This is a genomic window from Bacillus sp. B4EP4a, assembly GCF_006680105.1.
In the GTDB taxonomy this organism is placed as follows: domain Bacteria; phylum Bacillota; class Bacilli; order Bacillales; family DSM-1321; genus Peribacillus; species Peribacillus simplex_E.
Genome location: NZ_VHIK01000034.1, coordinates 26,076 through 48,361, shown reverse-complemented (window position 1 = coordinate 48,361; position 22,286 = coordinate 26,076). Strand labels below are relative to the sequence as shown.

Annotated in this window: 19 protein-coding genes; 3 read left to right on the top strand and 16 right to left on the bottom strand. The window is 36.7% G+C overall.

Annotated features, from left to right (window positions below):
• Positions 1-161 precede the first annotated feature (161 nt).
• From xylE to xylA, 4 genes are all read right to left on the bottom strand, one after another.
• Positions 162-1,583: a D-xylose transporter XylE gene (gene xylE, locus FNK51_RS17495; protein ID WP_141994146.1), complete on the bottom strand. Its 1,422-nt coding sequence runs from the start codon at positions 1,581-1,583 to the stop codon at positions 162-164.
• 204 nt (positions 1,584-1,787) lie between these two features.
• On the bottom strand, positions 1,788-2,834 hold the full coding sequence (locus tag FNK51_RS17490) for an aldose epimerase family protein (protein ID WP_141994145.1): 1,047 nt from the start codon (positions 2,832-2,834) through the stop codon (positions 1,788-1,790).
• Positions 2,835-2,882: 48 nt separating this feature from the next.
• Positions 2,883-4,385, bottom strand: a complete 1,503-nt coding sequence (gene xylB / locus FNK51_RS17485; RefSeq protein ID WP_141994144.1) for a xylulokinase — start codon at positions 4,383-4,385, stop codon at positions 2,883-2,885.
• Between the two features lie 58 nt (positions 4,386-4,443).
• Entirely contained in the window at positions 4,444-5,781 is a 1,338-nt protein-coding gene (xylA, locus tag FNK51_RS17480) for a xylose isomerase (protein ID WP_141994143.1), read from the bottom strand.
• Between the two features lie 241 nt (positions 5,782-6,022).
• Here xylA and xylR point away from each other — a divergent pair, with 241 nt between their 5' ends.
• Together xylR and FNK51_RS17470 are read left to right on the top strand one after the other, a co-directional pair.
• On the top strand, positions 6,023-7,177 hold the full coding sequence (gene xylR, locus FNK51_RS17475) for a transcriptional repressor XylR (RefSeq protein WP_286178756.1): 1,155 nt from the start codon (positions 6,023-6,025) through the stop codon (positions 7,175-7,177).
• A 489-nt stretch (positions 7,178-7,666) separates the two neighbouring features.
• Positions 7,667-8,074, top strand: coding sequence for a DoxX family protein (locus FNK51_RS17470; RefSeq protein WP_141994141.1), 408 nt, complete (start codon positions 7,667-7,669; stop codon positions 8,072-8,074).
• A gap of 77 nt (positions 8,075-8,151) precedes the next feature.
• Here FNK51_RS17470 and FNK51_RS17465 read toward each other — a convergent pair whose 3' ends face one another.
• From FNK51_RS17465 to FNK51_RS17410, 12 genes are all read right to left on the bottom strand, one after another.
• Positions 8,152-8,787: a class D sortase gene (locus FNK51_RS17465; RefSeq protein WP_141994140.1), complete on the bottom strand. Its 636-nt coding sequence runs from the start codon at positions 8,785-8,787 to the stop codon at positions 8,152-8,154.
• Position 8,788: 1 nt separating this feature from the next.
• Positions 8,789-10,198 carry a processed acidic surface protein gene (locus FNK51_RS17460; RefSeq protein ID WP_141994139.1) on the bottom strand — a complete coding sequence of 470 codons (1,410 nt, stop codon included), beginning with the start codon at positions 10,196-10,198 and terminating at the stop codon, positions 8,789-8,791.
• Positions 10,199-10,742: 544 nt separating this feature from the next.
• Positions 10,743-11,210 carry a RidA family protein gene (locus tag FNK51_RS17455; RefSeq protein WP_141994138.1) on the bottom strand — a complete coding sequence of 156 codons (468 nt, stop codon included), beginning with the start codon at positions 11,208-11,210 and terminating at the stop codon, positions 10,743-10,745.
• 147 nt (positions 11,211-11,357) lie between these two features.
• Positions 11,358-12,806, bottom strand: coding sequence for an amino acid permease (locus FNK51_RS17450; protein ID WP_141994137.1), 1,449 nt, complete (start codon positions 12,804-12,806; stop codon positions 11,358-11,360).
• 876 nt (positions 12,807-13,682) lie between these two features.
• On the bottom strand, positions 13,683-13,988 hold the full coding sequence (locus FNK51_RS17445) for a YerC/YecD family TrpR-related protein (RefSeq protein ID WP_141994136.1): 306 nt from the start codon (positions 13,986-13,988) through the stop codon (positions 13,683-13,685).
• Positions 13,989-14,485: 497 nt separating this feature from the next.
• On the bottom strand, positions 14,486-14,836 hold the full coding sequence (locus tag FNK51_RS17440) for a gamma carbonic anhydrase family protein (RefSeq protein ID WP_286178755.1): 351 nt from the start codon (positions 14,834-14,836) through the stop codon (positions 14,486-14,488).
• Positions 14,837-15,057: 221 nt separating this feature from the next.
• Entirely contained in the window at positions 15,058-16,389 is a 1,332-nt protein-coding gene (locus FNK51_RS17435; protein WP_141994135.1) for a CitMHS family transporter, read from the bottom strand.
• Positions 16,390-16,589: 200 nt separating this feature from the next.
• Positions 16,590-17,753 (bottom strand): CaiB/BaiF CoA transferase family protein, encoded by a 1,164-nt coding sequence (locus tag FNK51_RS17430; protein ID WP_141994134.1) that lies wholly within the window; start codon positions 17,751-17,753, stop codon positions 16,590-16,592.
• A gap of 129 nt (positions 17,754-17,882) precedes the next feature.
• Positions 17,883-18,767, bottom strand: coding sequence for a hydroxymethylglutaryl-CoA lyase (locus tag FNK51_RS17425; RefSeq protein ID WP_098372781.1), 885 nt, complete (start codon positions 18,765-18,767; stop codon positions 17,883-17,885).
• 17 nt (positions 18,768-18,784) lie between these two features.
• The gene (locus FNK51_RS17420) at positions 18,785-19,459 is read right to left on the bottom strand and encodes a GntR family transcriptional regulator (RefSeq protein ID WP_098372780.1); all 675 of its coding nucleotides are present in this window, start codon (positions 19,457-19,459) and stop codon (positions 18,785-18,787) included.
• Positions 19,460-19,816: 357 nt separating this feature from the next.
• Positions 19,817-20,458 (bottom strand): Ntn hydrolase family protein, encoded by a 642-nt coding sequence (locus FNK51_RS17415; RefSeq protein WP_181762288.1) that lies wholly within the window; start codon positions 20,456-20,458, stop codon positions 19,817-19,819.
• A gap of 182 nt (positions 20,459-20,640) precedes the next feature.
• The gene (locus FNK51_RS17410) at positions 20,641-20,886 is read right to left on the bottom strand and encodes a DUF1450 domain-containing protein (protein ID WP_179891145.1); all 246 of its coding nucleotides are present in this window, start codon (positions 20,884-20,886) and stop codon (positions 20,641-20,643) included.
• A gap of 241 nt (positions 20,887-21,127) precedes the next feature.
• Here FNK51_RS17410 and hppD point away from each other — a divergent pair, with 241 nt between their 5' ends.
• Positions 21,128-22,249 (top strand): 4-hydroxyphenylpyruvate dioxygenase, encoded by a 1,122-nt coding sequence (gene hppD, locus FNK51_RS17405; RefSeq protein ID WP_098372777.1) that lies wholly within the window; start codon positions 21,128-21,130, stop codon positions 22,247-22,249.
• Positions 22,250-22,286: the final 37 nt, after the last annotated feature.

The window sequence follows — 22,286 nt, the reverse complement described above, 5'->3', positions numbered from 1 at the left end:
GTTTTGCTGTTTTACTCGTGAGTTTTGGCTATTTACTCGTGAATTCAGCATTTTTACTCGTGAATTCGTGTTGCACCCATGATTTCGCACGTTTACTCGTGGAACAATAAGAATCCTTTTATATTATACCTATCCACTTTTGTGTCCAAGAATTTTACTATTTATATAATTTGACTATCTTCTGAATTTTTGACATCTCTTCTCCATATATTCTCCAGCTGTTCAAGAGTCTTGCCTTTGGTCTCAGGAACCATTTTCCAAACAAATAAGGCAGAAAGCACGCTCATTAAACCATAGAAACCGTATGTTAGTCCCCCACTATATTCCATCATCATAGGATACGTAGAAGAAATAAAATAGTTAGCCGCCCATTGTGCAGCTACAGCTATAGCTACAGCCCGACCTCGAATTTTATTAGGGAAAATCTCTGAAATTAGCACCCAGCAGATTGGACCCCACGACATCATAAATGAAGCTGTATAAATAATGATAAACACAAGCGTCCCTACTCCAATAATATTAGAAAAAGCCATGCTTGCTACACCAAACATTCCAATTGCCATTCCTATAGAACCTACTATTAATAAAGGCTTTCTTCCCCATCTATCAACTGTTAAAATGGCGATGACTGTAAAGATAACATTTACTAATCCCATAATAATGGTTTGCAGCATAGAAGAATCTTTAGCTGCTCCCATGCTTTCAAAGATCCGCGGAGCGTAGTATAAGGCTACATTTATACCTACAAATTGTTGAAATACAGAAAGCAGTACACCTACAATAATAACCAATTTTCCATAAGTGAATAATTTTTCAGAAGAAATATTGATAGCAATCGTTTGTTTAATATCACTCAGAATCGCTTTCGCTTCTGAAGATCCATTAATTTTTGTAAGTATAGCTAAAGCTTTTTGATCTTGATTCTGTATTGCCAAATAGCGAGGTGTTTCAGGAACTAAAAACAAAAGTACAGCAAAGAGTAAAGCTGGTATAGCTCCTGAAGCAAACATGTATCTCCATCCTACATCATTTATCCATTCTAACGTTTCACCATTTGCAATACCCCAGTTTACAAAGTAAACGACTAACATACCAAAAATAATCATAAACTGATTAAATGATACCAATCTGCCGCGAATATCTGCCGGAGCAATTTCGCCTATATAGATTGGACAAATAGCTGACGCTAATCCAACACCAATTCCTCCTATAATTCGATAAAAGTTAAAAGCTAGTAATAAAGAAAGTGTTGGTTCACCTTTTGTAAAAAATAAAAATTCAGGATAAGCAGCACCTAATGCTGATACTATAAAAAGAATCGCTGCAAGTATAAGTGATTTTTTACGTCCTAGTCTTGATCCAAAATAGCCGGATATTAATCCCCCGATAATACATCCTATTAAAGCACTTGATACGGTGACGCCATGTGCCAAAGAGCCTAACCCTAAGCTATCGATAAAATAAACCTTTAATGATTTTTCTGCTCCAGATATTACAGCTGTATCATATCCAAATAGTAATCCTCCAATTGCGGCCACTAAGGTAATAGAAAAGATATATAATGAGTTTCGTTTTTTCTTCATGTTTTACTAAAAACAGTTAAGAATGACTGGCTATGTGAAAGTCTATTTATTATAACAGCGCATACTTTTGGTTGCGCTTTCAAAATTAATAAACAAGAAGGACCTCTCTTCCATCACCCATTCTACTAACTGCTTTTATCCTCCCTTCCATTGTATAATTTCATTTCACTAAAAAAACATTAAACCAATGAAAACCAAAGATTTTTAATCGACGGTAAAAGTAAAACGAGTTTTAGAATGATACTCTTTATCTTTTTCTAATAAAATAGAAGGTAATTGCTGATTATGAATGGCATTTGGCGGATGTTGAGTTTCAAGACATAAGCCAAGATGTTTTTGACAAGGAATTCCTCTAATTCGAAAAGTATCTTCTAGCATATTTCCCGTATATAAAACAACATATGGCTCATCTGTTTCCACTATCATTTTCCGTCCGTTAGAAGGATTAACTAAACAAATTTCTTTTTGATGATTTTCATTTAATAAGAATGGATGGTCATACCCATTTCCTACTATTTCATTTTGTTGATGTGTGGATTTTGCTCCTTCAATAATTCGCTTTCCTGTTCTAAAATCAAAAGGTGTATGTTCAGCGTCTATTAAATTGCCTGTAGGGAGTAAGGACGGATCAAGCTCTAAAAACTTATCACTTTTCATAGTTAATTCATGCTGTAAGATATCTTCTTTTAAATTGCCACTCAGATTAAAGTAAGTATGATTGGTTAAATTTAATAACGTATTTTTATCTGAAATACCATGATAGGTTATTATAAGTTCATTATTATTAGTGAGAGTATAAACGACACTTACCTCAAGATTTCCAGGATAACCAGCTTCTCCATCAGGACTCATATAAGTAAATGTCACACTAGCCTCATCTACACTCTCACTAGTAGAAGATTTCCAGACCACGTTATGGAATCCATCAGGTCCACCGTGTAAATGAGTTCCCCCTTCATTCTCAGGGAGGCGGTAAGTAACCCCTTCTATATCAACGCTTGGTGGATTAACTCTCCCTGCCACTCGACCGATTACTGCACCAAAATAAGGGGAATAATGTAAATAATCTTCTGCAGAATCAAATCCTAACACGATATTTTCTATATTCCCTTCCTTGTCTGGTACATCGATTCTAGTAATCGTACATCCAAAATCAATACAGGTTACTTTTATGTTTTGATTGTTCATGATTGTATAAGACTTTACCAGTTCTCTATTTATTTCACCGAAAATTCCCTCTTCTATTTTCATGTTAATCTCCTTTTCGAAGAAAGGGATGCATGATTCGAATGCAACCTGTTACTTTCTGCTAAATTGATTCAGCTTTTTACTTAAGTCTTTTGTTTGGGAATATACCTCTTTATATAGAGCATAAAGTTGTTTATACACTGGAACATTTTCTAAATTAGGATGATATGTTTTTGAAGAAGCAATGAATATATCTGCGCATTCTTCTAATGAGTTGTACCACCCACAACCATAAGCTGCTAACATAGCTGCCCCTAGCGCCGGTCCTTGCTCAGTAGATAGCTTTATAATTTTTGTGTTAAAAACGTCTGCTTGAATCTGAAGCCAACTATCGTTTTTTGCTCCCCCGCCAATTGATACAATAGACGTAATTTCTTTACCATTTTCTCGAAAAATTTCAATTGATTCATTTAATGAGAAGGTAATTCCTTCAATAACTGCCCTTGTAAAATCCTTCTTTTTATGGGAAGCATCCATTCCTATAAAGCTTCCACGTATAGTAGCATCTGCATGTGGTGTTCGTTCCCCAACTAAGTATGGAGTAAATAAAAGCCCATTTGAGCCAATTGGAACATTGTTTATATCAGCCAGTAATTCTTCAAATGACTCATTTTCAGCAAAATTATCTCTAAACCAACTCAAACTGTGGCCAGCAGATAATGTAACTCCCATCGTATAAAAAGCATCTTCTTTTCCATGATTGAAATAATGCACTTTCCCACCAAAGTCTCTATCATTTCGCTCCTCATAAGAAAGTACGACACCAGATGTTCCGATGCTGCATAACGTTTCTCCTGATGATAGAATGCCAGCTCCAATTGCTCCACAAGCATTATCAGCTCCACCCGCGAATACCTTAGTCGATAATGCTATCCCTGATTTTTGAGAGAATTCTTCATTAATTGTTCCCACGCATTCACTAGATTCCACTAGCGATGGGCAAATGCTGATATCAATCCCCACTAATTGACAAATCTCTTCGCTCCATTTTTTCTCACTCACGTTCAACAATAATGTGCCGGCAGCATCTGAATATTCACTATGAATAAAGCCAGTCATTTTGAAGCGTAAATAGTCTTTAGGCAACATAAATACAGCTGTTTGATCAAATATCTCTGGTTCATGCTCTTTAACCCATAGCAGCTTAGGAAGTGTAAACCCTTCCAAAGCTTGATTTTTTGTTATTTCTAAAAGACGCTTTTCTCCAATCATTTCATATAGCTGATGACATTGTGCTGTCGTCCTTGTATCGTTCCATAAAATAGAATGACGTAAAAGATTATGATTCTTATCCAACAGTACTAGACCGTGCATTTGTCCAGAATAACTAATTCCTTCTATATGTTCTGGTCTTACATCGGATTTGGAGATTAACTCATTTAAAGCACTAGCAGTCTGCTGAATCCACTCCTCAGGATTTTGTTCACTATATCCTGTTTTTTCATGCAGAAGAGGGTAATTTTTAGAAGCTTCTGCACAGATCTCACCATTTGTATTAACTAAAACAGTTTTGACAGCGCTCGTTCCTAGATCAATTCCAATAATATATTTCATCTTGATTCCTCCACTTTTATAAAAGAGAGCAGAAATTGTTTCTACTCTCTTTTATCCATTAAACTTCTAAAATATATTGATTTAAGATGGCTTTTAATCGTTCCTGTCTTCCTGACTTATTCGTAATGTTTGTATTTTGTAATGCATACTGCTCTAGTGTATGGAAGTTTGCTCTTCCTTCAACAATCTCAAGACCAATTCCTTCTTTGAAACTGCTATAGCGTTCATCAATGATGTTTTCAAAAACACGATCTTCTAATAATTTATGAGCCACTTTTAAACCTCTTGCGAACGCATCCATCCCTGCCACATGAGCATATACTAAATCTTCTTGTTCAAAGGAACCTCTGCGCACTTTAGCATCAAAATTTAATCCCCCACTACCTAATCCTCCATTTTGCAGGATCTCATACATTGCTAAAGTTGTAGAATATAAATCTGTTGGGAACTCATCGGTATCCCATCCTAAAAGAGGATCACCTTGGTTTGCATCAACTGATCCTAAGAAGCCCTGAACTCTGGCTACGCGTAATTCATGTTCAAACGTATGCCCAGCTAGAGTAGCATGGTTAGCTTCAAGGTTTAGTTTAAAATGTTTATCTAACCCGTATTGTCTTAGGAACGAAATGGTCGTAGCTGCATCGGTATCATACTGATGCGTTGTAGGTTCCTTTGGTTTTGGCTCAATTAAGAATAGACCTGTATATCCAATTTCCTTAGCATAATCTACAGCCATATGCATAAATCTAGCCAAGTTATCTAACTCTAACTTTAAATTTGTATTGAGCAGTGTTTCATAACCTTCACGGCCGCCCCAGAACACATAGTTTTCTGCTCCTAATTCTTTTGCCGTTTCGAGCCCTTTCTTTACTTGAGCTGCTGCATAAGCAAATACATCTGCATTACAAGAAGTAGCTGCACCGTGAACGAAGCGAGAATTTGTAAACATATTAGCTGTGTTCCACAATAACTTTACTTTACTTGTTTTCATATACTCTTGAATCATGCTAACGATTACGTCAAGATTTTTATTTGTTTCTTTTAATGTGATCCCTTCAGGTGCGATGTCTCGGTCATGAAACGCAAAGAAAGGAACATCTAATTTTTCAAAAAGTTGAAAAGCTGCCTCTACTCTAGCTTTTGCTAAGTCCATTCCATCATATTTATTCCATGATCTTTGCATCGTAGCTGCACCAAAAGGATCTGTCCCATCAGCTGTAAATGTATGCCAGTAAGCAACTGAGAAACGTAGTTGTTCCTTCATTGTTTTACCGCCTACTACTTCTTCTGGGTTGTAGTATTTAAAAGCATAAGGATTTTTAGAATCTTTTCCCTCATAAGAGACTTTGTTTGCGCTTTCAAAATAATTAATTTTATTAGTATCAGTTTGAATCATGTGTTACTTCCCCCTTTAATTAAAGTGAAAAACTTCCCTAATTAATATTTTTAAAATACCAATCGAGAAAGTTTGTTGCACCAATAAACTAACTTTATTTCATAATATACAAAATAAATATTTATTTCAATGTGTTTTTTAGAAAATTTAGTTATAATATGAAATATACTATTTCTAAACTGGATTTTAGTTAAAAATAAAAAAACACTTAGTTCAATGGTAAAACAAAGGAGCGATTATCATTCCGATTGCAGATCAAGCTTTAGTAAAGAAAATGAATCAAAAGTTGATATTAAATGAAATTTTAAAAAACTCTCCAATCTCAAGAGCAACCCTTTCTGAGATTACAGGGTTAAATAAATCTACTGTTTCTTCCCAAGTAAATACATTACTTGAAAAAGATTATATATTTGAAATTGGAGCCGGACAATCTAGAGGTGGCAGAAGACCTGTGATGCTTGTTTTTAATAAAAATGCAGGCTATTCAATAGGCATCGATATAGGTGTTGATTACCTTAATGGAATTCTAACCGATTTAGAAGGCAACGTTATCCTTGAGAAGGCTTCTGACTTGTCTAGTCCTTCTGCTGGTGAAGTGAAAGAAATTCTGTTTGCACTTATTCATGATTTTATAATTCATATGCCCGACTCTCCTTACGGTTTGGTGGGAATAGGTATTTGTGTACCAGGTTTTGTGGATAGCAATCAAAAAATTATTTTTATGCCTAACTTGGAATGGTATATTGAAGATTTGCAACTCATAATTGAAAGCGAGTTCAATGTACCTGTTTTTGTTGAAAATGAGGCTAATGCAGGCGCATGCGGTGAAAAAGTATTTGGGGTTACTAAAAACTATGAAAACATCATTTACATTAGTATTAACGTGGGAATTGGAGTTGGGATTATTATTAATAATGAATTATACAAAGGAGTAAATGGCTTTTCAGGAGAAATGGGTCATATGACGATAGATTTTAACGGTCCCAAATGCAGCTGTGGGAACCGAGGCTGCTGGGAATTATATGCTTCAGAAAAAGCATTACTGGATTCTTTTTCTAAAGACGAAAAGAACATGTTACGAAAAGAAATTGTTGAACGTGCAAATAAAAATGATGTAGCAGTCTTAAATGCACTCCAGAACTTTGGCTTCTACGTCAGTATTGGCTTAACTAATATTCTCAATACATTTGACGCACAGGCTATTATTCTGAGGAATAACATTATCGAATCTCACCCGATTGTGTTAAATACCATTAAGAATGAGGTTTCTTCTAGGGTATATTCTCATTTAGAAAGTACGTGTGAACTATTGCCCTCTTCATTAGGAAGAAATGCACCTGCATTAGGAGCTGTTTCAATTGTGATCGAACATTTTTTAAATGTTTCTACAAGCTAATTTATATCAGAGTATTGATGATAGATGTCTGAATATCTTTCCTAAGGTAACAAGAGAGGACTTTCTCTACCTAGAGTAAGACCTCTCTTGTTTGTTTTCGTCCCTATATCTATGAAAGGATCATTGTATTAAATGAGTTAGGTTCTAAGGTAAGACAATTTGTTGTAAATCGTTTGGCTCAAGACATAGTTCCTCCGTTCTCTATATCCGTCTAAAACCTAAGAGGGGATATAATTTCTTCCAGATAAATAAGAAGTACCACCACTGCTTTTGGCATTGGAAAGGGAGCGGATTTCTGAAATCATCTGAATATTTTTTAAGAAAAAACCGCAGGCAAACTCGCTTTTCTTCGAGTTTGCCTACATTCGTGGCGCGATTCTTATTAAAGAATCGCGCTGCGACTGTTGAAGTTCAATAATATAGAGTGCATTAAAAAAAGGAAAGTGGAATATGATTAAAATGTCAATCTAAGGGAGGGAATGAGAATATATGAAAAAAGTAAAAATTATATATTGGATTTTCACAGGGCTTTTGCTGGCACTAATGGTTTTCGGTTCTATTCCAGATATAATGTCTGTTCCCGATGCAGTCGCTTTATTTAATCATTTAGGTTATCCTACCTACCTCCTACCCTTTATTGGAATAGCCAAATTATTAGGTGTCGTGGCAATACTCATTCCAGGTTTTCCGAGAATTAAGGAATGGGCTTATGCAGGTTTTGTATTTGATTTGACGGGTGCTATGTATTCAAGCATATCAGTGGGCGACCCTGCCAATGGATGGCTGCTTTTCATTATCGGATATATATTGATAGCCGGCTCTTATATTTACCATCATAAAATATTAAAATCCGCTACATCGAGCACTTTGAGCAATAAGGATAGCTTAACAATATAATAAATGGAAATTAAAAGAGTCCAGATAAGGTTTACCTTATCTGGACTCTTTTTTTGAACATAAAAAGTTGCTTATTACTAACTTACTTTTTTTGAAGACAAATAAGCGACAAGTATATAGCGTTCAGGTGCCGCCCCGATATAATCAAAGGGATAACAGGTACTGACGGTTAGCGTTGCCCGTGGCTTTGGTACGATTACGGTTCGATCATCCTCATCCACAATTCGAACTTTGTTGACTTTGTATGTGAACTCGCCTGCCGATGTTCTTACAATCAACAAATCTCCTTCGCCAACTTGCCCGAGTTTACGGAATACCGTATCTCTATGACCGGAAAGAACGGAATTGTCATTTTCCCCTGGTAGTACACTTCCTGCAAAGTGACCAACGCCTTTTTCCAATTCATCCTCGTTTGTGCCATGGAAAATAGGGAGTTTGGCTTTTAGTTTGGGTATATACAGTTCCCCGATTTCTTCACCAGTTTTAGGACTGACAGGATATAGCTCTTTCTTTGTTGTTTTTTTACTTATTGGCTCACTACTGGGTGGTTTCTGTACAGTTTCATTCACTTGGCTACTTGGAGTATGAGTCTTGTAAAGAAAGTAGCCTTTTGCAAACTTATACATGTTGGATGTGGAAAACCAAACCCCAAATAAAATGATGGCAATTGTACAAGAAAGCAGAAGCAACCGCCTTTTCTTTAATTGTTTCATATTAAGCTTTCCTAATTTTTCGATACATCAAGCTTCCTAACAAGACAATGCATAGTCCTAAAAGGGCATTAGGGATATAATCGGAAGCGGTATTTGGCAGTTTAGCCCCTTTTACAGTTTGATGTTCCGATTTAGTATGAGTGCTGATCTTTTGTTTTACTGGTTTAGCAACCGGTGCCTTTTCAATGGTCTTTTGCACCTCTTTAGCAGATTCCTTTATTTGCCCGCCTGCATTGGTAAGAGTATCAGAATCGACCATTTCACCCGTTATTAAAAGATCAGCCAAGAACTTCCCATCAGTAGAGTATATTGATATTTTCAGGTTAGCACCCTTCAGTTCTTCCAATTTCATTAGATCCAAAAGTGATACAGGTGATTCCGAGCCACTTTTCACAAGTGAATAGGATACATTAAGCTTAAAGATGGAAAGTAATTCTTCATAGATTGATGCCATTTCAGCTATCTGTTCAGCTGTAAGCTCGGTTGCTACATCAAATTCCTCGAAAGCCATCATGCGGTTGCCCAATTCTTCAAGTCGCTTGACTGTTTCCGGATTGGAAAGATGCTCTTCCAAAGACATTAAGTGGTCTTCAAGCCTCTGTAGTTCCTCTTCCGTTAAACCGAGATCTTCCTCGAAAATAGGAAGGAGATCTTCGACAACTTCACCATCCATCCCCCCACCAGTAAGGTTCCAAACAGTTTCTTCAAGATTATCTATGTATATATAATCGTTAATATCTTCACCATTTTCTTCCAACAATTGAAGCAACGCTTGTTTATCCAATCCATAATTCTCATTAAAATAATCTAAATTGCTTAGGTCTGCCTTTATGACGTCACCTAAGAATTCGCTAAGCTCATCGACAGATTCGAATTCTTCCGTGCTAAAATCATAGAGTTCCAATGACGCTTCGATATCTTCTTTTGTTACTTCAAATCCTCTTACTTTGCTAACCTTGGCTAAATAATTGACAAATTCTTTGTCAAAGTTTGGATCGCGTTCAAAATCGCCCTCTTCTGCATAGAAATAAACAGCTTCATCGAGGTCCCAGATAAAGATATAATCGTTTAGTTCTTCGCCATTTTCATGCAATAGTTTAATTAGGCCCTCATTAGTTAGATTATAATCTTCATAAATGGCATCTAAATTACTTAAATCTGCTTTAATAACTTCGCCCAAGGCATCTTTAAGATCACCAATAGATTCAAAGTTTTCAATACTCTCATCGTAAAAAGAAAGAGACGTTTCAATATCATCCTTCGTCACTTCAAAACCCCTGACAAGGCTTACCTCTTTTAAATACTTTGTGAGTTCTTGGTCAAAATTTTTGCTTGGTGCTGCCAATGCTAATTGCGGGAATAAGCTAATTAACAACGTAAATGAAAGTAAAATGGTCCACAGTTTTTTCATACTTTTCTCCTATTCATAACATTTCATATGTTTCTAGAAAATTATAATTCAATAACAATAATTTAACAATGAAGTTATTTTTTCCAATAAGGATAAATTTCTATCTTAATTACCTTGCTAAGAAACTTTTTAACCACATATACTTCTGTTTGCGCAAATAATGACGTATTTCTTCCTATTATTATACCGATTACAAAAAGAGGGGGTTAAAACTCCCCGGATCCTATGCCTCCAGATAAAAGAATTTTTATTTTCGTATGCCTACTAAACATAACTAAAGTGAAATTTCCGAAAAATAAGGTTTGAGGGGTAGTTGCTTTTTGTAGGGCTTACTCAAGTTCTTTTGCGGATTCTAATATTTTCTCTCTCTTGTTCTCCTGCCTTTTCATAACAAGAAATTCACACACTTTTATAGTATTTTATCACTAGCGTAAAGTCCCCTCCCCCTTATGTTACATCCATTACGAAAATATAAAAAACGCAAACCCTTACGTTTCAAGGGTTTGCGTTTTGATTGATTTCGTTCATAGATAGCGTTAACCTATTAATTTTCACTCCTTCCTTCACTAATCATAACTTCAACATCTATTTCCATCAGCATTTCCGGCATTGCAAAACCACTTACGATCAAGCCGGTACTGCAAGGATATACATCTTTAAAATGTTCGGCTATTACGGGATAAACTTTACTTCGATCTTCCCGATTAAGCAAGTACACGGTAATCTTACAAATATCATTGACTGAACCGCCCGCTTCTTCAATAAGCTTCCTAACGCACTTACATGCCTGATCCGCTTGTTTCACGACATCTCCAATCCCATGAAAATTACCGTCTAAATCAAAACCAGTTTGCCCTCTTAAAAAGATTCTATTTCCTGCCCTTACAGCCATGCTAAACTCGTTTACAATATGATGCTCCGGCTTTCCCAACGTTGAAGGATAATACTGATCTGTTTTGAACTTTCTAAATCTCTTAATCCCAGAATTTTCAACTTCTCCCAGTCCTGTCATAACATCCAATACCTCCAGTTCATTATTTTATTACCTAATTAAATAATGTCCTCCCGAGATTTATTCTTGGAGAAAATATTTCCGAAACTACATTTCGTTTTTCAAATCTATAATACATACATGCTACTATTTCTTATATGATTGAAGTTAATTTTTCCACTCACCTACAGTAGCATCGACATAGTCCTCACTCTCTTCAGTGACCTGCCCATTTTTCCGTTTACTGTACCAAGACCGTACTAAATAGGCTGCAAGAATCACACCGAAACTCGCTAAACTGAGAAGAAGTTGCGAACGTGTACCAGGAATCCATGCCATTGCTATAAGCACTACGAACATCCAGATAATGGCTACATAAGACAGATAGGGAAATAACCACATTTTCAACTTTAATTTCTCGGGTGCTTCCTGTTCTAACCTTCGTCGCAGACGGATTTGAGCGAAAGCGAGCACCAAATAGTAGAAAAGGCTAATTGCTCCTGCGGAATTGATTAAAAATAAAAAAACTGTCTGTGGAAAAAAGTAGTTTAAAACAACGCCTACGTATCCGAAAACCGTCCCTGCCAGTATTGCCCTAACCGGAACGCCCCTTTTATTAAGTTTGATAAGAAATTTTGGTGCGTCTCCCAGTCTGGTTAAGGTAAACAAACTTCTAGACGTAATGTAGAGACAAGAATTAAGGGAACTGAGTACTGCGGTAAGAACGACTACTTGCATTAGCGAAGAAGCGAAAGGGATACCTAATCGTTCTAGTGCAATCGCAAACGGGCTTTGAATAGCAATGCCAGCAAACTCGAAATTCCATGGCACGATTGCAACGATGAAGAAGACAGAGAAGATATAAAAGAATAAGATTCGATACATGACTTGATTGGTAGCTTTAGCCGCATATTTTGCAGGCTGATCGGACTCTGCAGCTGCAATGGTGGCAATTTCTGCCCCTCCCATCGAGAAAAGTACAGTAACGCTTCCCACTAGAGCTGCAACGATCCCATTTGGAAAGAAGCCGCCTGCTGTATACAGGTTCGAGAGACCGGGTGATTCACCAGGCCATAGTCCAAGAGTATATATAGCTCCAAAGACAATGAAGAAGGTTATCGCGAATATCTTAATAGATGCGAACCAAAACTCAGTTTCAGCGAATGAACGCACCGAGTAAAGGTTGGTCAAAGTAAGCACCACTAATAATACCAAGCACAATATCCAAGGTGGAATATCAGGAAAATAATTCACAAGTATTCCAGCACCAGCTACAGCTTCAATTGCAGCTACGATCACCCACATATACCAATAGAGCCAGCCAACACTAAATCCAGCCCAATTCCCTAATCCTGACCGTGCATATTCGGAAATTGAACCGGCAGATGGTTGTGCCACTGCCATTTCACCTATCATGCGCATGATTAAAAGCATGAGAATTCCTGACAAAGTATAACTAATAACAGCCGCTGGCCCTGTTGAATTGATGACCGCACCGCTTCCAACGAAGAGCCCGGCTCCGATGATGCCGCCGAGTGCTATCATTGTTACGTGCCGGTTCTTTAACGTGTTTTGGAGTTTGTCCTGTGGATCCTGCTTGGTGTAATTATCCGCCATAGTTTCACCTTCCTTTTACTATTGGTTAAATTTCAGCCGATTTTTCATTTCACGGTACTAGCAATGTCATCTCTACTTAACTCCTTATATTCTGTAAGTGTGTCTTTCTGACTTATAAAGGTTATCTTCGATTACGAGCACTAAGTACTATACACAATGGGGAATGCATCCTGAAAGTTTTCGGTGACAAACCTACAAATTCTCTTCATTTCAACGCCCTCTTTAAGTCATTTTCTGTTCCTCCTCTTATATTTTTACATAATGAAGTTGGTAACATTCGGAATATATCCTTATATATTCCTTTAATGAAATATTACAAGCCATCATTATAAATGTCAACAATATCTTTTGAATATTCAGAATTTTAGGTGGCTCAATTTTTCAGTAAAATAATATTGTACTCTACTAAACATCTAATAAACCAACAATTCTATATATCCACATACTCTTTCGATTTTTAAACAAGTCGAATTATTTCGACCAACCGATACATATCCAATTACATACCGGGAATCGATTGGATTCATGTGGAAGAATTCCTTGTTTTTATAATATTTGAAAATGTTATCTATTCTTTTAAGTTTTCTTCCGTAAAAAAGACTGACTATAGTCAGTCTAAGGTGACGTCAGGTGCTTCCTCACGCCTTATTTATATATTATGCAAGTGTTTGGACAAGCGTTACCCTATCTATTAAGTTATGACACTTTTTCAAACAAAAAAAGAGACTGTATATTACAATCCCAAGTGTTGTATGTTTTAAAAGAAATCGCAAAGCTATTTATTGACGAGTTTCTTCTATATTATAGTGATATTTTTTCAGAAAAAATTAAAGAATGACCTAGACCCAAAATATCAGTCCCCAACTGCCGAAACTCTTACAATTTTTTAGTATTATCCATGCGATCTAACGACATCTGATAACCACCATTACTCCCATAATTCAATAGTTTATTAACTCTTGATATAGTAGCTGATGCGGCACCAGTTTCTGCCTCAATACCTTCGTATGTAAAGCCATCCTGAAGCATTCTAGCAACTTCTAGTCTTTGGGTAAAAGCTTTTATTTCATTCATTGTGCACAAATCATCAAAAAAAGCCATACACTCTTCTTGGGTCTGTAATGAAAGGATAGCCTTAAATAATTGTTTTATGTTTTTCTCAGACAATTTATTTCTGTACATAACCTACCTCCATTATATCTATTAATTATTATATATATTAGAAAAAAATTTATCGTCACAATGGAGATGCGCTCATATTCTAAACCGGGAACCAATTACAACTGACTGGCACTTTGATCACACTTTGAAGTAGGTATGAAGGGCATATGTTTCCTGCAATGCCTATTCAAAAGGCTCTACAAATAAATATACAGAAAGGATTTTTTCTTTTTTAATCCAAGTCTTTCTACCGTTTTAATAATGATTAAGCAGACTCGTCCAATCTTACGGACAGTCTGCCTTCTCACTTTTTACGTACAAGTGCATGCAAATTATCTAAATGATTCCTCTTTTTCGCTTATGTTCTCTTGCTTATATAGAGCGCCATTTTTGATATACTGGGATGCTCCCTCTTTTGCCCGCTCTATGTTTTCTGGTGTAAGCTTTCTGATGACCTTAGCGGGAACTCCGGCTACTAAAACAGCCGGTTCAATTATCTTTCCTTCCGGAACTAGTGCTCACGCAGCGATTAGAGAGCCTTCTCCGATTACTGCTCCATTTAAAATTGTTGCACCCATACCAATTAACGCCCCACCTTCTACAGTACAGCCATGTAGAACCACGTTATGCCCGACAGTAACATTTTCACCGACTTTAATTGGAAAACCTGGATCCACGTGAACTATTGTACCGTCTTGAATATTTGATCCTTTTCCTATCGTTATTTTCTCATTATCTCCTCTTAAAACGGCATTGAACCAAATGGACGTATCTTCCTTAAGTTCTATGTTTCCAATTAACTGTGCTCCTGGGGCTATATATGCGCTTGGATGTACATTGGGGTAGTGTCCTTTATATTTATGAATCATTCTTCATTCCTCCTTTTAAAATATGTTGATTATTCCAGAATAAAACCAAAGTAACCACTATTCGAAACCTTTCTTAAACACTATTAATATAATAAGAATCTTAAATCTGGCCTCTGCATACAACTGCCACAGTTTGTTCCCTAATATGTCTCCACCTAACTATTAACAGCCACCTATGGAATTTGTCTTCCTTCTCTCCAATGATTTTGTTTAGAATTCATTTAGAAAGAGATTGTCCCTAATATCACTCCTACAATGATATAAATTAGAAAAATCCCTAAAGACCATTTTGCTGCATATTTATGAAGGTCACCTAGGCTGATTCCAGTTATGTGAATCAATAAATAAACAGATGCTACGAGTGGACCCATAATACCAAAAGGAGTTCCGTATAATGCAGCTGTTCCAATTGATAAAGTATCAATGCCGTAAGTAGAAGCAGTTTCAGCCAGGACTGGCAGAATCCCAAAGTAAAATCCATCAGGACCAATCAAGAAGATGGCAGGTGCACTAACTACCGCAGTAATTAACGCCATATATGGACCAAGGTCTGTAGGGATAATGGAAACAATCGATTGTGCCATAGATTCAGAGATTGGAGTACCTTTGAAAATCCCTGAGAAAATCCCAGCAGCAAAAACCATGGTAACCACTGCTATTGCATTGGGTGCATGAGCAGCGACTCGATCTCGTTGATCATTTAAGACTGGATAATTAATGAGCAGTCCTAGAGCGGTTCCAATGATAAAGAGTACGGCAGCAGGTAACCATTCTAGTACAATGGCTATCATAATAACGATTGATACAAGGAAATTGATCCAAATTAATTTAGGACGCTTAATGTTTGTGTTTTTTGGTGAGATATTTTCTATTGTAGCGCTTTCAATTGCAGCATCTATTATTCTGGCTTCAGGCAATGATAAAGATTCTGTATTTATCTTTTTGTATCTAGCTCGTTCTTTCAAACCGATAAAATAAGCAACGGCAATAACATACAGCAAACTTACAAGCATTGCTGGCAACATTTGAAGATATAATTCCGTTGGATTAAGATTTAACACACTCGCTACGCGGCCAGCAGGTCCTCCCCAAGGAACAAGTGTTGTGATACCAATTTGCATGATTGTAATGGAGGCCAATATGATAGGACTGATCCCCATTTTTTTATATAGAGGAAGGAAAGCTGTTACAACAATCATCATCGTCGTGGATCCATCACCATCAAATCCTATTATTCCCGCTAACACAGCAGTTCCTACGATAATCTTTAGTGGATCTCCTTTAGCTAACTGTATAATCTTTGAGGTTAAGGGATCAAATAACCCTGTATCTACCATGACTCCAAAATACAAAATGGCAAATAACAAAAGAATAGCGGTAGGCGCAACATTTTGAATACCTTCCATTATCAATGTTCCTAATTCTGGCCCAAATCCTCCGATTAAACCAAAAATGATAGGTACAATTGTTAGGCCAATAAACGGAGATATACGTTTTGACATAATCAAAAATAAGAAGGTACAAATCATTGCAAATCCTAAAATAGATAACATAAACTTCCTCCCCAAGGTTCGTTATTGGTACCGCTTTCAAAAATCACCTGTAAATTTACTGTAACAATCTCTTTTTTTCTCAAGTCAGAATAAGAGCATTATAACCCCTTATAGCTTTAAGATTTTCATTCCCTTTCTACCTTTGTAGGCCGACAGACAGGCATGAAATTTTAAGATTTATCTAGCAATAATAAAGTACACTATTTTTGCTGATTCAATTTTTTTCCCCCAAGGACTTCGTCGTTATGTTGTCCTAGTTCGGGACCAATCCATTCAATGCTGCCTGGCGTTTCAGATAGTTTTGGTACAATTCCTGGAACTAGTACCTGTTCACCATCCGGCAAAGTGACCGTCTGAAGCATATCACGTGCTTGATAGTGTTCATCCCTTACAATATCTTCAATATTATAAATAGGCCCAACCGGCACACCAGCCTCATCTAATATTTTTTGCACCTCTTTTTGTGAGTGTTTCCTAGTCCACTCTTCAATTACTTGATCTAGATATTCCGCATTTTCAGCTCTGCCATTATTGGTTAAATAAGTCGGATTTTCCGCAAATTCTGGTCGTCCTATCGCATGCGCAAATCTTTTGAAAATACTATCGCTATTTGCCGCAATGACGATATATTTTCCATCTGCACATATATAGGTATTTGAAGGAGCGATTCCTTCCAAGGTAGCACCTGTTCTTTCTTTTATTATTCCTTTTAAATCGTATTCTGGCAGAACGCCTTCCAGCAAAGAAAATACCGCTTCAGTTAGAGCAACATCCACATATTGTCCTCTTTTTAATGGATCGTTATCCCTCGCTCTTAATGCCATTAACGTACCATTCACTGCATATAAACCTGCTATGGAATCTCCAACTGCTAAACCAACTCGAACTGGGGGGCGATCAGGAAATCCTGTCAGGTATCGGAGACCACCCATTGATTCGGCAACGCTGCCAAACCCTACTTTGTTTCGGTAAGGTCCTGTTTGACCATAACCAGAAATCCTTGTCATAATGATACTTGGATTTATTTTCTTAATATCTTCATAGCCAATTCCCCATTTTTCCAACGTCCCTGGACGGAAATTTTCAATAATTACATCCGCATCTTTTGCTAACTCCCGAACCATCTCCTGCCCGTCTTCTTCACGAAGGTTAAGAGTTATAGATTTTTTATTTCTTGCATGCACGTACCACCACAGGGACGTTCCGTTATGCATCACTCGCCAATTTCGTAAAGAATCCCCTTTATTAGGGTCCTCAACCTTGATCACTTCAGCACCAAATTCACCAAAAATCTTCCCAGCAAATGGAGCTGCTACAAAGTTACCTAATTCTAAAACTTTAATGCCCTCTAAAGGTTTTCTCATAGGATTACCACCCTTCAATTATTAACATTTCATACTGTTTCCTAGTAAGGTACAATACTTATTTAAATTAACTGAATATTCTAATAACGTATACAATTTACTACTGGGCTCTTTCCATTCCTAATCAATTTATACAGTTTTTTTAAAATTTCTAGCATTATTCAACAGCTCAGGGAATGCTTTATCTAAGTCCTTTACCTGTTCCAGATCCAAACCTGTTTTGATATTCTGTTTTTCTAAAAATTCCACTACACGACTTGCCTGAATATTCCCTGGAGACCCAGGAGCATATGGACATCCTCCTAGTCCGGCTTGGGCTACATCAACTAAATGAACACCAGCCTGTATCCCAGCCATAACATTTGCCAAACCGTATCCATATGTATCATGCAAATGAAGTCCAATAGGAATGTCCGGAAATTTCTCTGCTAAACGGCTACAGTATTCATATACCTGTCTCGGTGTTGCTTTGCCGATTGTATCTCCCAGGCCTAATTCACAAACCCCATTATTAACCAGGAACTCTGCAATCCTTTCCACCTCAGAGTATGGTACGATCCCAGCAAACGGACAAACAAATGCGGTTGAAATTGCACCAATTGTTTTTCTACCCTCCTTAGTGGTTTCTTCAATTAAATCTTTTATTTCAATTAAAGACTCGTTAGAACTCTTATTTAAATTTGCCTGGTTATGTTGTGTGCTCGCAGAAAGGAAAAAAAGAGCATTGTGTATCTTTGAATTTAGGAACCTGTCTAATCCCCGTCTATTGGGGACCAAAGCTTCATATTCTACTCCACGAGTCATTGGCAGATTTTGTCCTAATTCATCCGCATCTTGCATCGCAGGAACCCACTTTGGATGTACAAAGGAAGTGACTTCCAAGCGATCAAATCCTGCTTCAATTAAATTTTTAATTTTATTTATCTTTTGATCGGTTTCTACAAAAACAGGTTCATTTTGCAGACCATCTCTCAATGTAACATCTCGAATTTTAAGTTTTTCTGGAAAAATCATTTTTCACTCTCCTTTAATTAATATTCCTCATCCTTAACACCTGAGTACATGGAAACATAAAATTGATAATCACGTTGAATATGTGCCTTCATTAACTCCTCTGCAGCTTTCCCATCCTTATTTTTTATAGCATTCCATATCGCTTTATGTTCATCGGCACCCTCTTCTATTCTCTTAGGGATATTCAATACAGCATTTCGATAAAAAGAAATTAAGGAATTTAACTGATTCATCATTTTCATCAAATAAGGATTACCACTGGCCTCCACAATCAGGTAGTGAAATTGGCTGCTTAGGACCTTTAATTTTTCAAGCTCTTTCTTATCAACCATGAGGTTCATTTTATCAACTGAATCTGACAATTGTTTACGCTGTTTTTCATTCATACGTGAAGCTGCATAAAAAGCAGCTGTAGGTTCCAGGCTTAACCGGCATTCGTAAAGATATTTAAAATCTGAAAAGGTTGCGCGGTACACTCTTACTCCGCCTCTTGGACTGACGGATACTAATCCTTCACTGTTTAACCTGCGGATCGCTTCTCGGATTGGACTTCTACTGACACCCGTTTCCTGAGAAACTTTTCCTTCCACAATTCGTTGTCCAGGTGGTATGTTCCCGCTTACAATTTGTTCATGTAAATATTCATATACTTGATTTTGAAGAGTTTGCGATTGTACTGTTTTTAACTTCATTTTTACCACATCCATAGTCATAATTTTCAGATAATGTATACAAAAAAATATATGTCTACCTCATCATAAATCAATTTGTTGTTTTTGACTATAGTGTGATATTTATATTGGCAGCATCATAACATATACTCGTTTTTTAGTTCCACCTACCCTTCACTGTGAAAATAGTGTAATTAGAGCAATTCCCTCACCAATTTCACAATTTTTCTAAATATTATTATAAGTTTCCCACTCCTGCAAGATTATACATTAAAGCGGACATTCTGCAAAACAGCTATCTTTCACCGCGTTAAAGTTAAATAGTTTTCTCGATTCTCCACATAAAAGAGTCTGCGGGGAGCAGCATGTCTCTTTCTTTTAACAATCAAGATTCTTTTGGTCAATCTTAATAATTCCGTCCTCATCAACGTCTATCTCAAATAAGCCATTTTGGGTTAAAAATAAAGAATACGTATCCTTACTAACCTTTTCATTGTTTATCTGCCGGATGGCTGAAGAAAATTTAATGATAAAATAATTCATATCTGTTCTGGTGTCATCCACTTCATTTATTAAATAATTCCGAAGATACATCATTTCTGTATTAGGAAACGTTTTATAAAAAAAATCGAGAGGATTGCCCTTTTGAAAATCATCATCTGAAGAGAAGTAAGTGACACGGGGTATACCATCAGCTGTAAACCCTGCCAAAATATATATAGTTGCATATTCCTGTTCGGGATATAACTTCTTGAACATCTCTAATGAATTTCTAAAAAATTTTTGTGATTGAGCCTCGATTTCTTCAATTGAACTTGTTCCAAGAGAAAACATTTTTAATTCTTCTATACATGTATCGATGATATTTTTAACACCCGCAAATGCAAAGATCACATTTTGATTTAATGCTATTACTTTTTTTTCATCATCACTAAAGTTTTCAGTTCCTCTATAGGTTATTCTTTTATCAGCCATAATAAAAACACCATTTTTAAAATTTTTACCAATTAATGCAGTCATAATTAATTTCCCTTCAGAATAAAAATAAAGCCCTACTATCATGCAATTTGGAGTAGGGCTTACTTATATTTTATCATATGTAGATCCCTTCTGAAGTCCTCAAGTTTCCGGGTGGTAACAACCCTAAATATATAATTCTCTATCAAAACATCTATCAATTATCATTTTCTTATTCTTCGTTTTTACACGGTTTCCCCCAGTTTAATGTTAGCCATATATTGATTAATTTTTTTATAAAGTTCATCAGGATCGTCCGCAACAATATTTTCACCATTTATAAGTGCAAATGGGTCAATCAAACATTGACCACAATATAACAAGCACTTATCCTCAATAACCTCCACATCGCTGCACTCAATTAATTTTCCTTTTATTGTTTCCAACTCGTCTTCGAAATTACATGGACAGAACTTTACGTTTATTTTCATGGTTAACTCCCCTTCGTTTTTTGTTGCCAACATTTTAATTGGAATAACCAAAAGCTTGCAAGAGTACACTCAAACGCATATTCGCTTTAACGGTTTAAAAGACTGTTGCCATAAATACTAAACGCGTTAAAACACATATTTGCGCGTTGGATTTTTATAGATTAAGATGTGAAACATTACAGAAACTAAATTTCGAAAATTCTGTTTGTTAGAAATTTAAGATGAAAAAGGAGAGGTTAAAATGGCCGAAAAAATGGTAGCATCACCTAAAGTAAAAAAAGAAGAATTGTTCCCGGTAAAGAGTGTTCATTACGTAGAAATCTATACAGGAAACGCAAAGCAGGCAGCTTATTACTATGCAAAATCTTTCGGTTTCAAACTTGTAGCATATAAAGGATTAGAAACAGGTTCCCGTGACCGTGTATCTTACGTGATGGAACAGGGCGCTATCCGATTGATTTTAACAGGCACCCTATCAGACAATACTGACGTTGCCGAGTTTATTAAACTTCATGGCGAGGGTGTAAAAGATATTGCCCTCCTCGTAAAAGATCTGGAAAAAACATATGCGGGTGCGATTGAAAGAGGTGGCATCGCTCTTCGGGAACCATGGGTGGAAGAAGATGAAAACGGCAAGGTGAAAAAAGCGATTCTAGGTACATATGGGGATACAATTCATACGCTTGTTGAACCAATCGATTATAAAGGCGTATTTATGCCAGGGTTTGAATCTCGCGAGAACACCCTTGCTTCTCAACCAACCGGCTTAATTGGTGTTGACCACCTTGTCGGCAATGTGGAGGTTATGGAAGAATGGACAAACTATTATGAAAATGCATTCGGTTTTACAGTTCTGAAGCATTTTGATGATGAAGACATTTCGACCGAGTACTCTGCTCTAATGTCAAAAGTCATGATGAATGGAACAGGACGCATAAAGTTCCCAATTAATGAGCCTGCGGAAGGAAAGCGCAAGTCTCAAATTCAAGAATACCTAGATTACTATAATGGACCAGGCGTTCAGCATCTTGCCCTGTTGACAAACGATATCATCGGCACCGTGGCGGCTCTCAAAGAAAATGGTGTGGAATTTTTAAATACCCCTGAGACTTATTATAAAGAACTCGCCAATCGGGTAGGAGATATTGATGAAGATGTGAAACGACTTCAAGAACTTAATATTTTGGTAGATCGTGATGATGAAGGCTACTTGCTACAAATCTTTACTAAACCACTTGTTGATCGTCCGACGCTGTTTATCGAAGTCATTCAGCGTAAAGGTGCACTTGGATTCGGCGATGGAAACTTTAAAGCATTGTTTGAATCGATTGAACGCGAGCAAGAACTTCGCGGAAATATTTGATTTGGAACGGTCATACCGTTGTCTCTCGCGGTATGGC

What these genes read in the sequence shown, in the direction of transcription:
- xylB (WP_141994144.1), bottom strand. Translation starts at nt 4,385, where the DNA reads ATGAAATATATTATTGGAATTGATCTAGGAACGAGCGCTGTCAAAACT.
- FNK51_RS17410 (WP_179891145.1), bottom strand. Translation starts at nt 20,886, where the DNA reads ATGAAAATAAACGTAAAGTTCTGTCCATGTAATTTCGAAGACGAGTTG.
- FNK51_RS17450 (WP_141994137.1), bottom strand. Translation starts at nt 12,806, where the DNA reads ATGGCGGATAATTACACCAAGCAGGATCCACAGGACAAACTCCAAAAC.
- FNK51_RS17445 (WP_141994136.1), bottom strand. Translation starts at nt 13,988, where the DNA reads ATGTACAGAAATAAATTGTCTGAGAAAAACATAAAACAATTATTTAAG.
- FNK51_RS17440 (WP_286178755.1), bottom strand. Translation starts at nt 14,836, where the DNA reads ATGATTCATAAATATAAAGGACACTACCCCAATGTACATCCAAGCGCA.
- FNK51_RS17420 (WP_098372780.1), bottom strand. Translation starts at nt 19,459, where the DNA reads ATGAAGTTAAAAACAGTACAATCGCAAACTCTTCAAAATCAAGTATAT.
- FNK51_RS17455 (WP_141994138.1), bottom strand. Translation starts at nt 11,210, where the DNA reads ATGACAGGACTGGGAGAAGTTGAAAATTCTGGGATTAAGAGATTTAGA.
- xylA (WP_141994143.1), bottom strand. Translation starts at nt 5,781, where the DNA reads ATGATTCAAACTGATACTAATAAAATTAATTATTTTGAAAGCGCAAAC.
- FNK51_RS17435 (WP_141994135.1), bottom strand. Translation starts at nt 16,389, where the DNA reads ATGTTATCTATTTTAGGATTTGCAATGATTTGTACCTTCTTATTTTTG.
- FNK51_RS17425 (WP_098372781.1), bottom strand. Translation starts at nt 18,767, where the DNA reads ATGATTTTTCCAGAAAAACTTAAAATTCGAGATGTTACATTGAGAGAT.
- FNK51_RS17430 (WP_141994134.1), bottom strand. Translation starts at nt 17,753, where the DNA reads ATGAGAAAACCTTTAGAGGGCATTAAAGTTTTAGAATTAGGTAACTTT.
- FNK51_RS17470 (WP_141994141.1), top strand. Translation starts at nt 7,667, where the DNA reads ATGAAAAAAGTAAAAATTATATATTGGATTTTCACAGGGCTTTTGCTG.
- FNK51_RS17415 (WP_181762288.1), bottom strand. Translation starts at nt 20,458, where the DNA reads ATGACTGCATTAATTGGTAAAAATTTTAAAAATGGTGTTTTTATTATG.
- xylE (WP_141994146.1), bottom strand. Translation starts at nt 1,583, where the DNA reads ATGAAGAAAAAACGAAACTCATTATATATCTTTTCTATTACCTTAGTG.
- FNK51_RS17465 (WP_141994140.1), bottom strand. Translation starts at nt 8,787, where the DNA reads ATGAAACAATTAAAGAAAAGGCGGTTGCTTCTGCTTTCTTGTACAATT.
- hppD (WP_098372777.1), top strand. Translation starts at nt 21,128, where the DNA reads ATGGCCGAAAAAATGGTAGCATCACCTAAAGTAAAAAAAGAAGAATTG.
- FNK51_RS17460 (WP_141994139.1), bottom strand. Translation starts at nt 10,198, where the DNA reads ATGAAAAAACTGTGGACCATTTTACTTTCATTTACGTTGTTAATTAGC.
- FNK51_RS17490 (WP_141994145.1), bottom strand. Translation starts at nt 2,834, where the DNA reads ATGAAAATAGAAGAGGGAATTTTCGGTGAAATAAATAGAGAACTGGTA.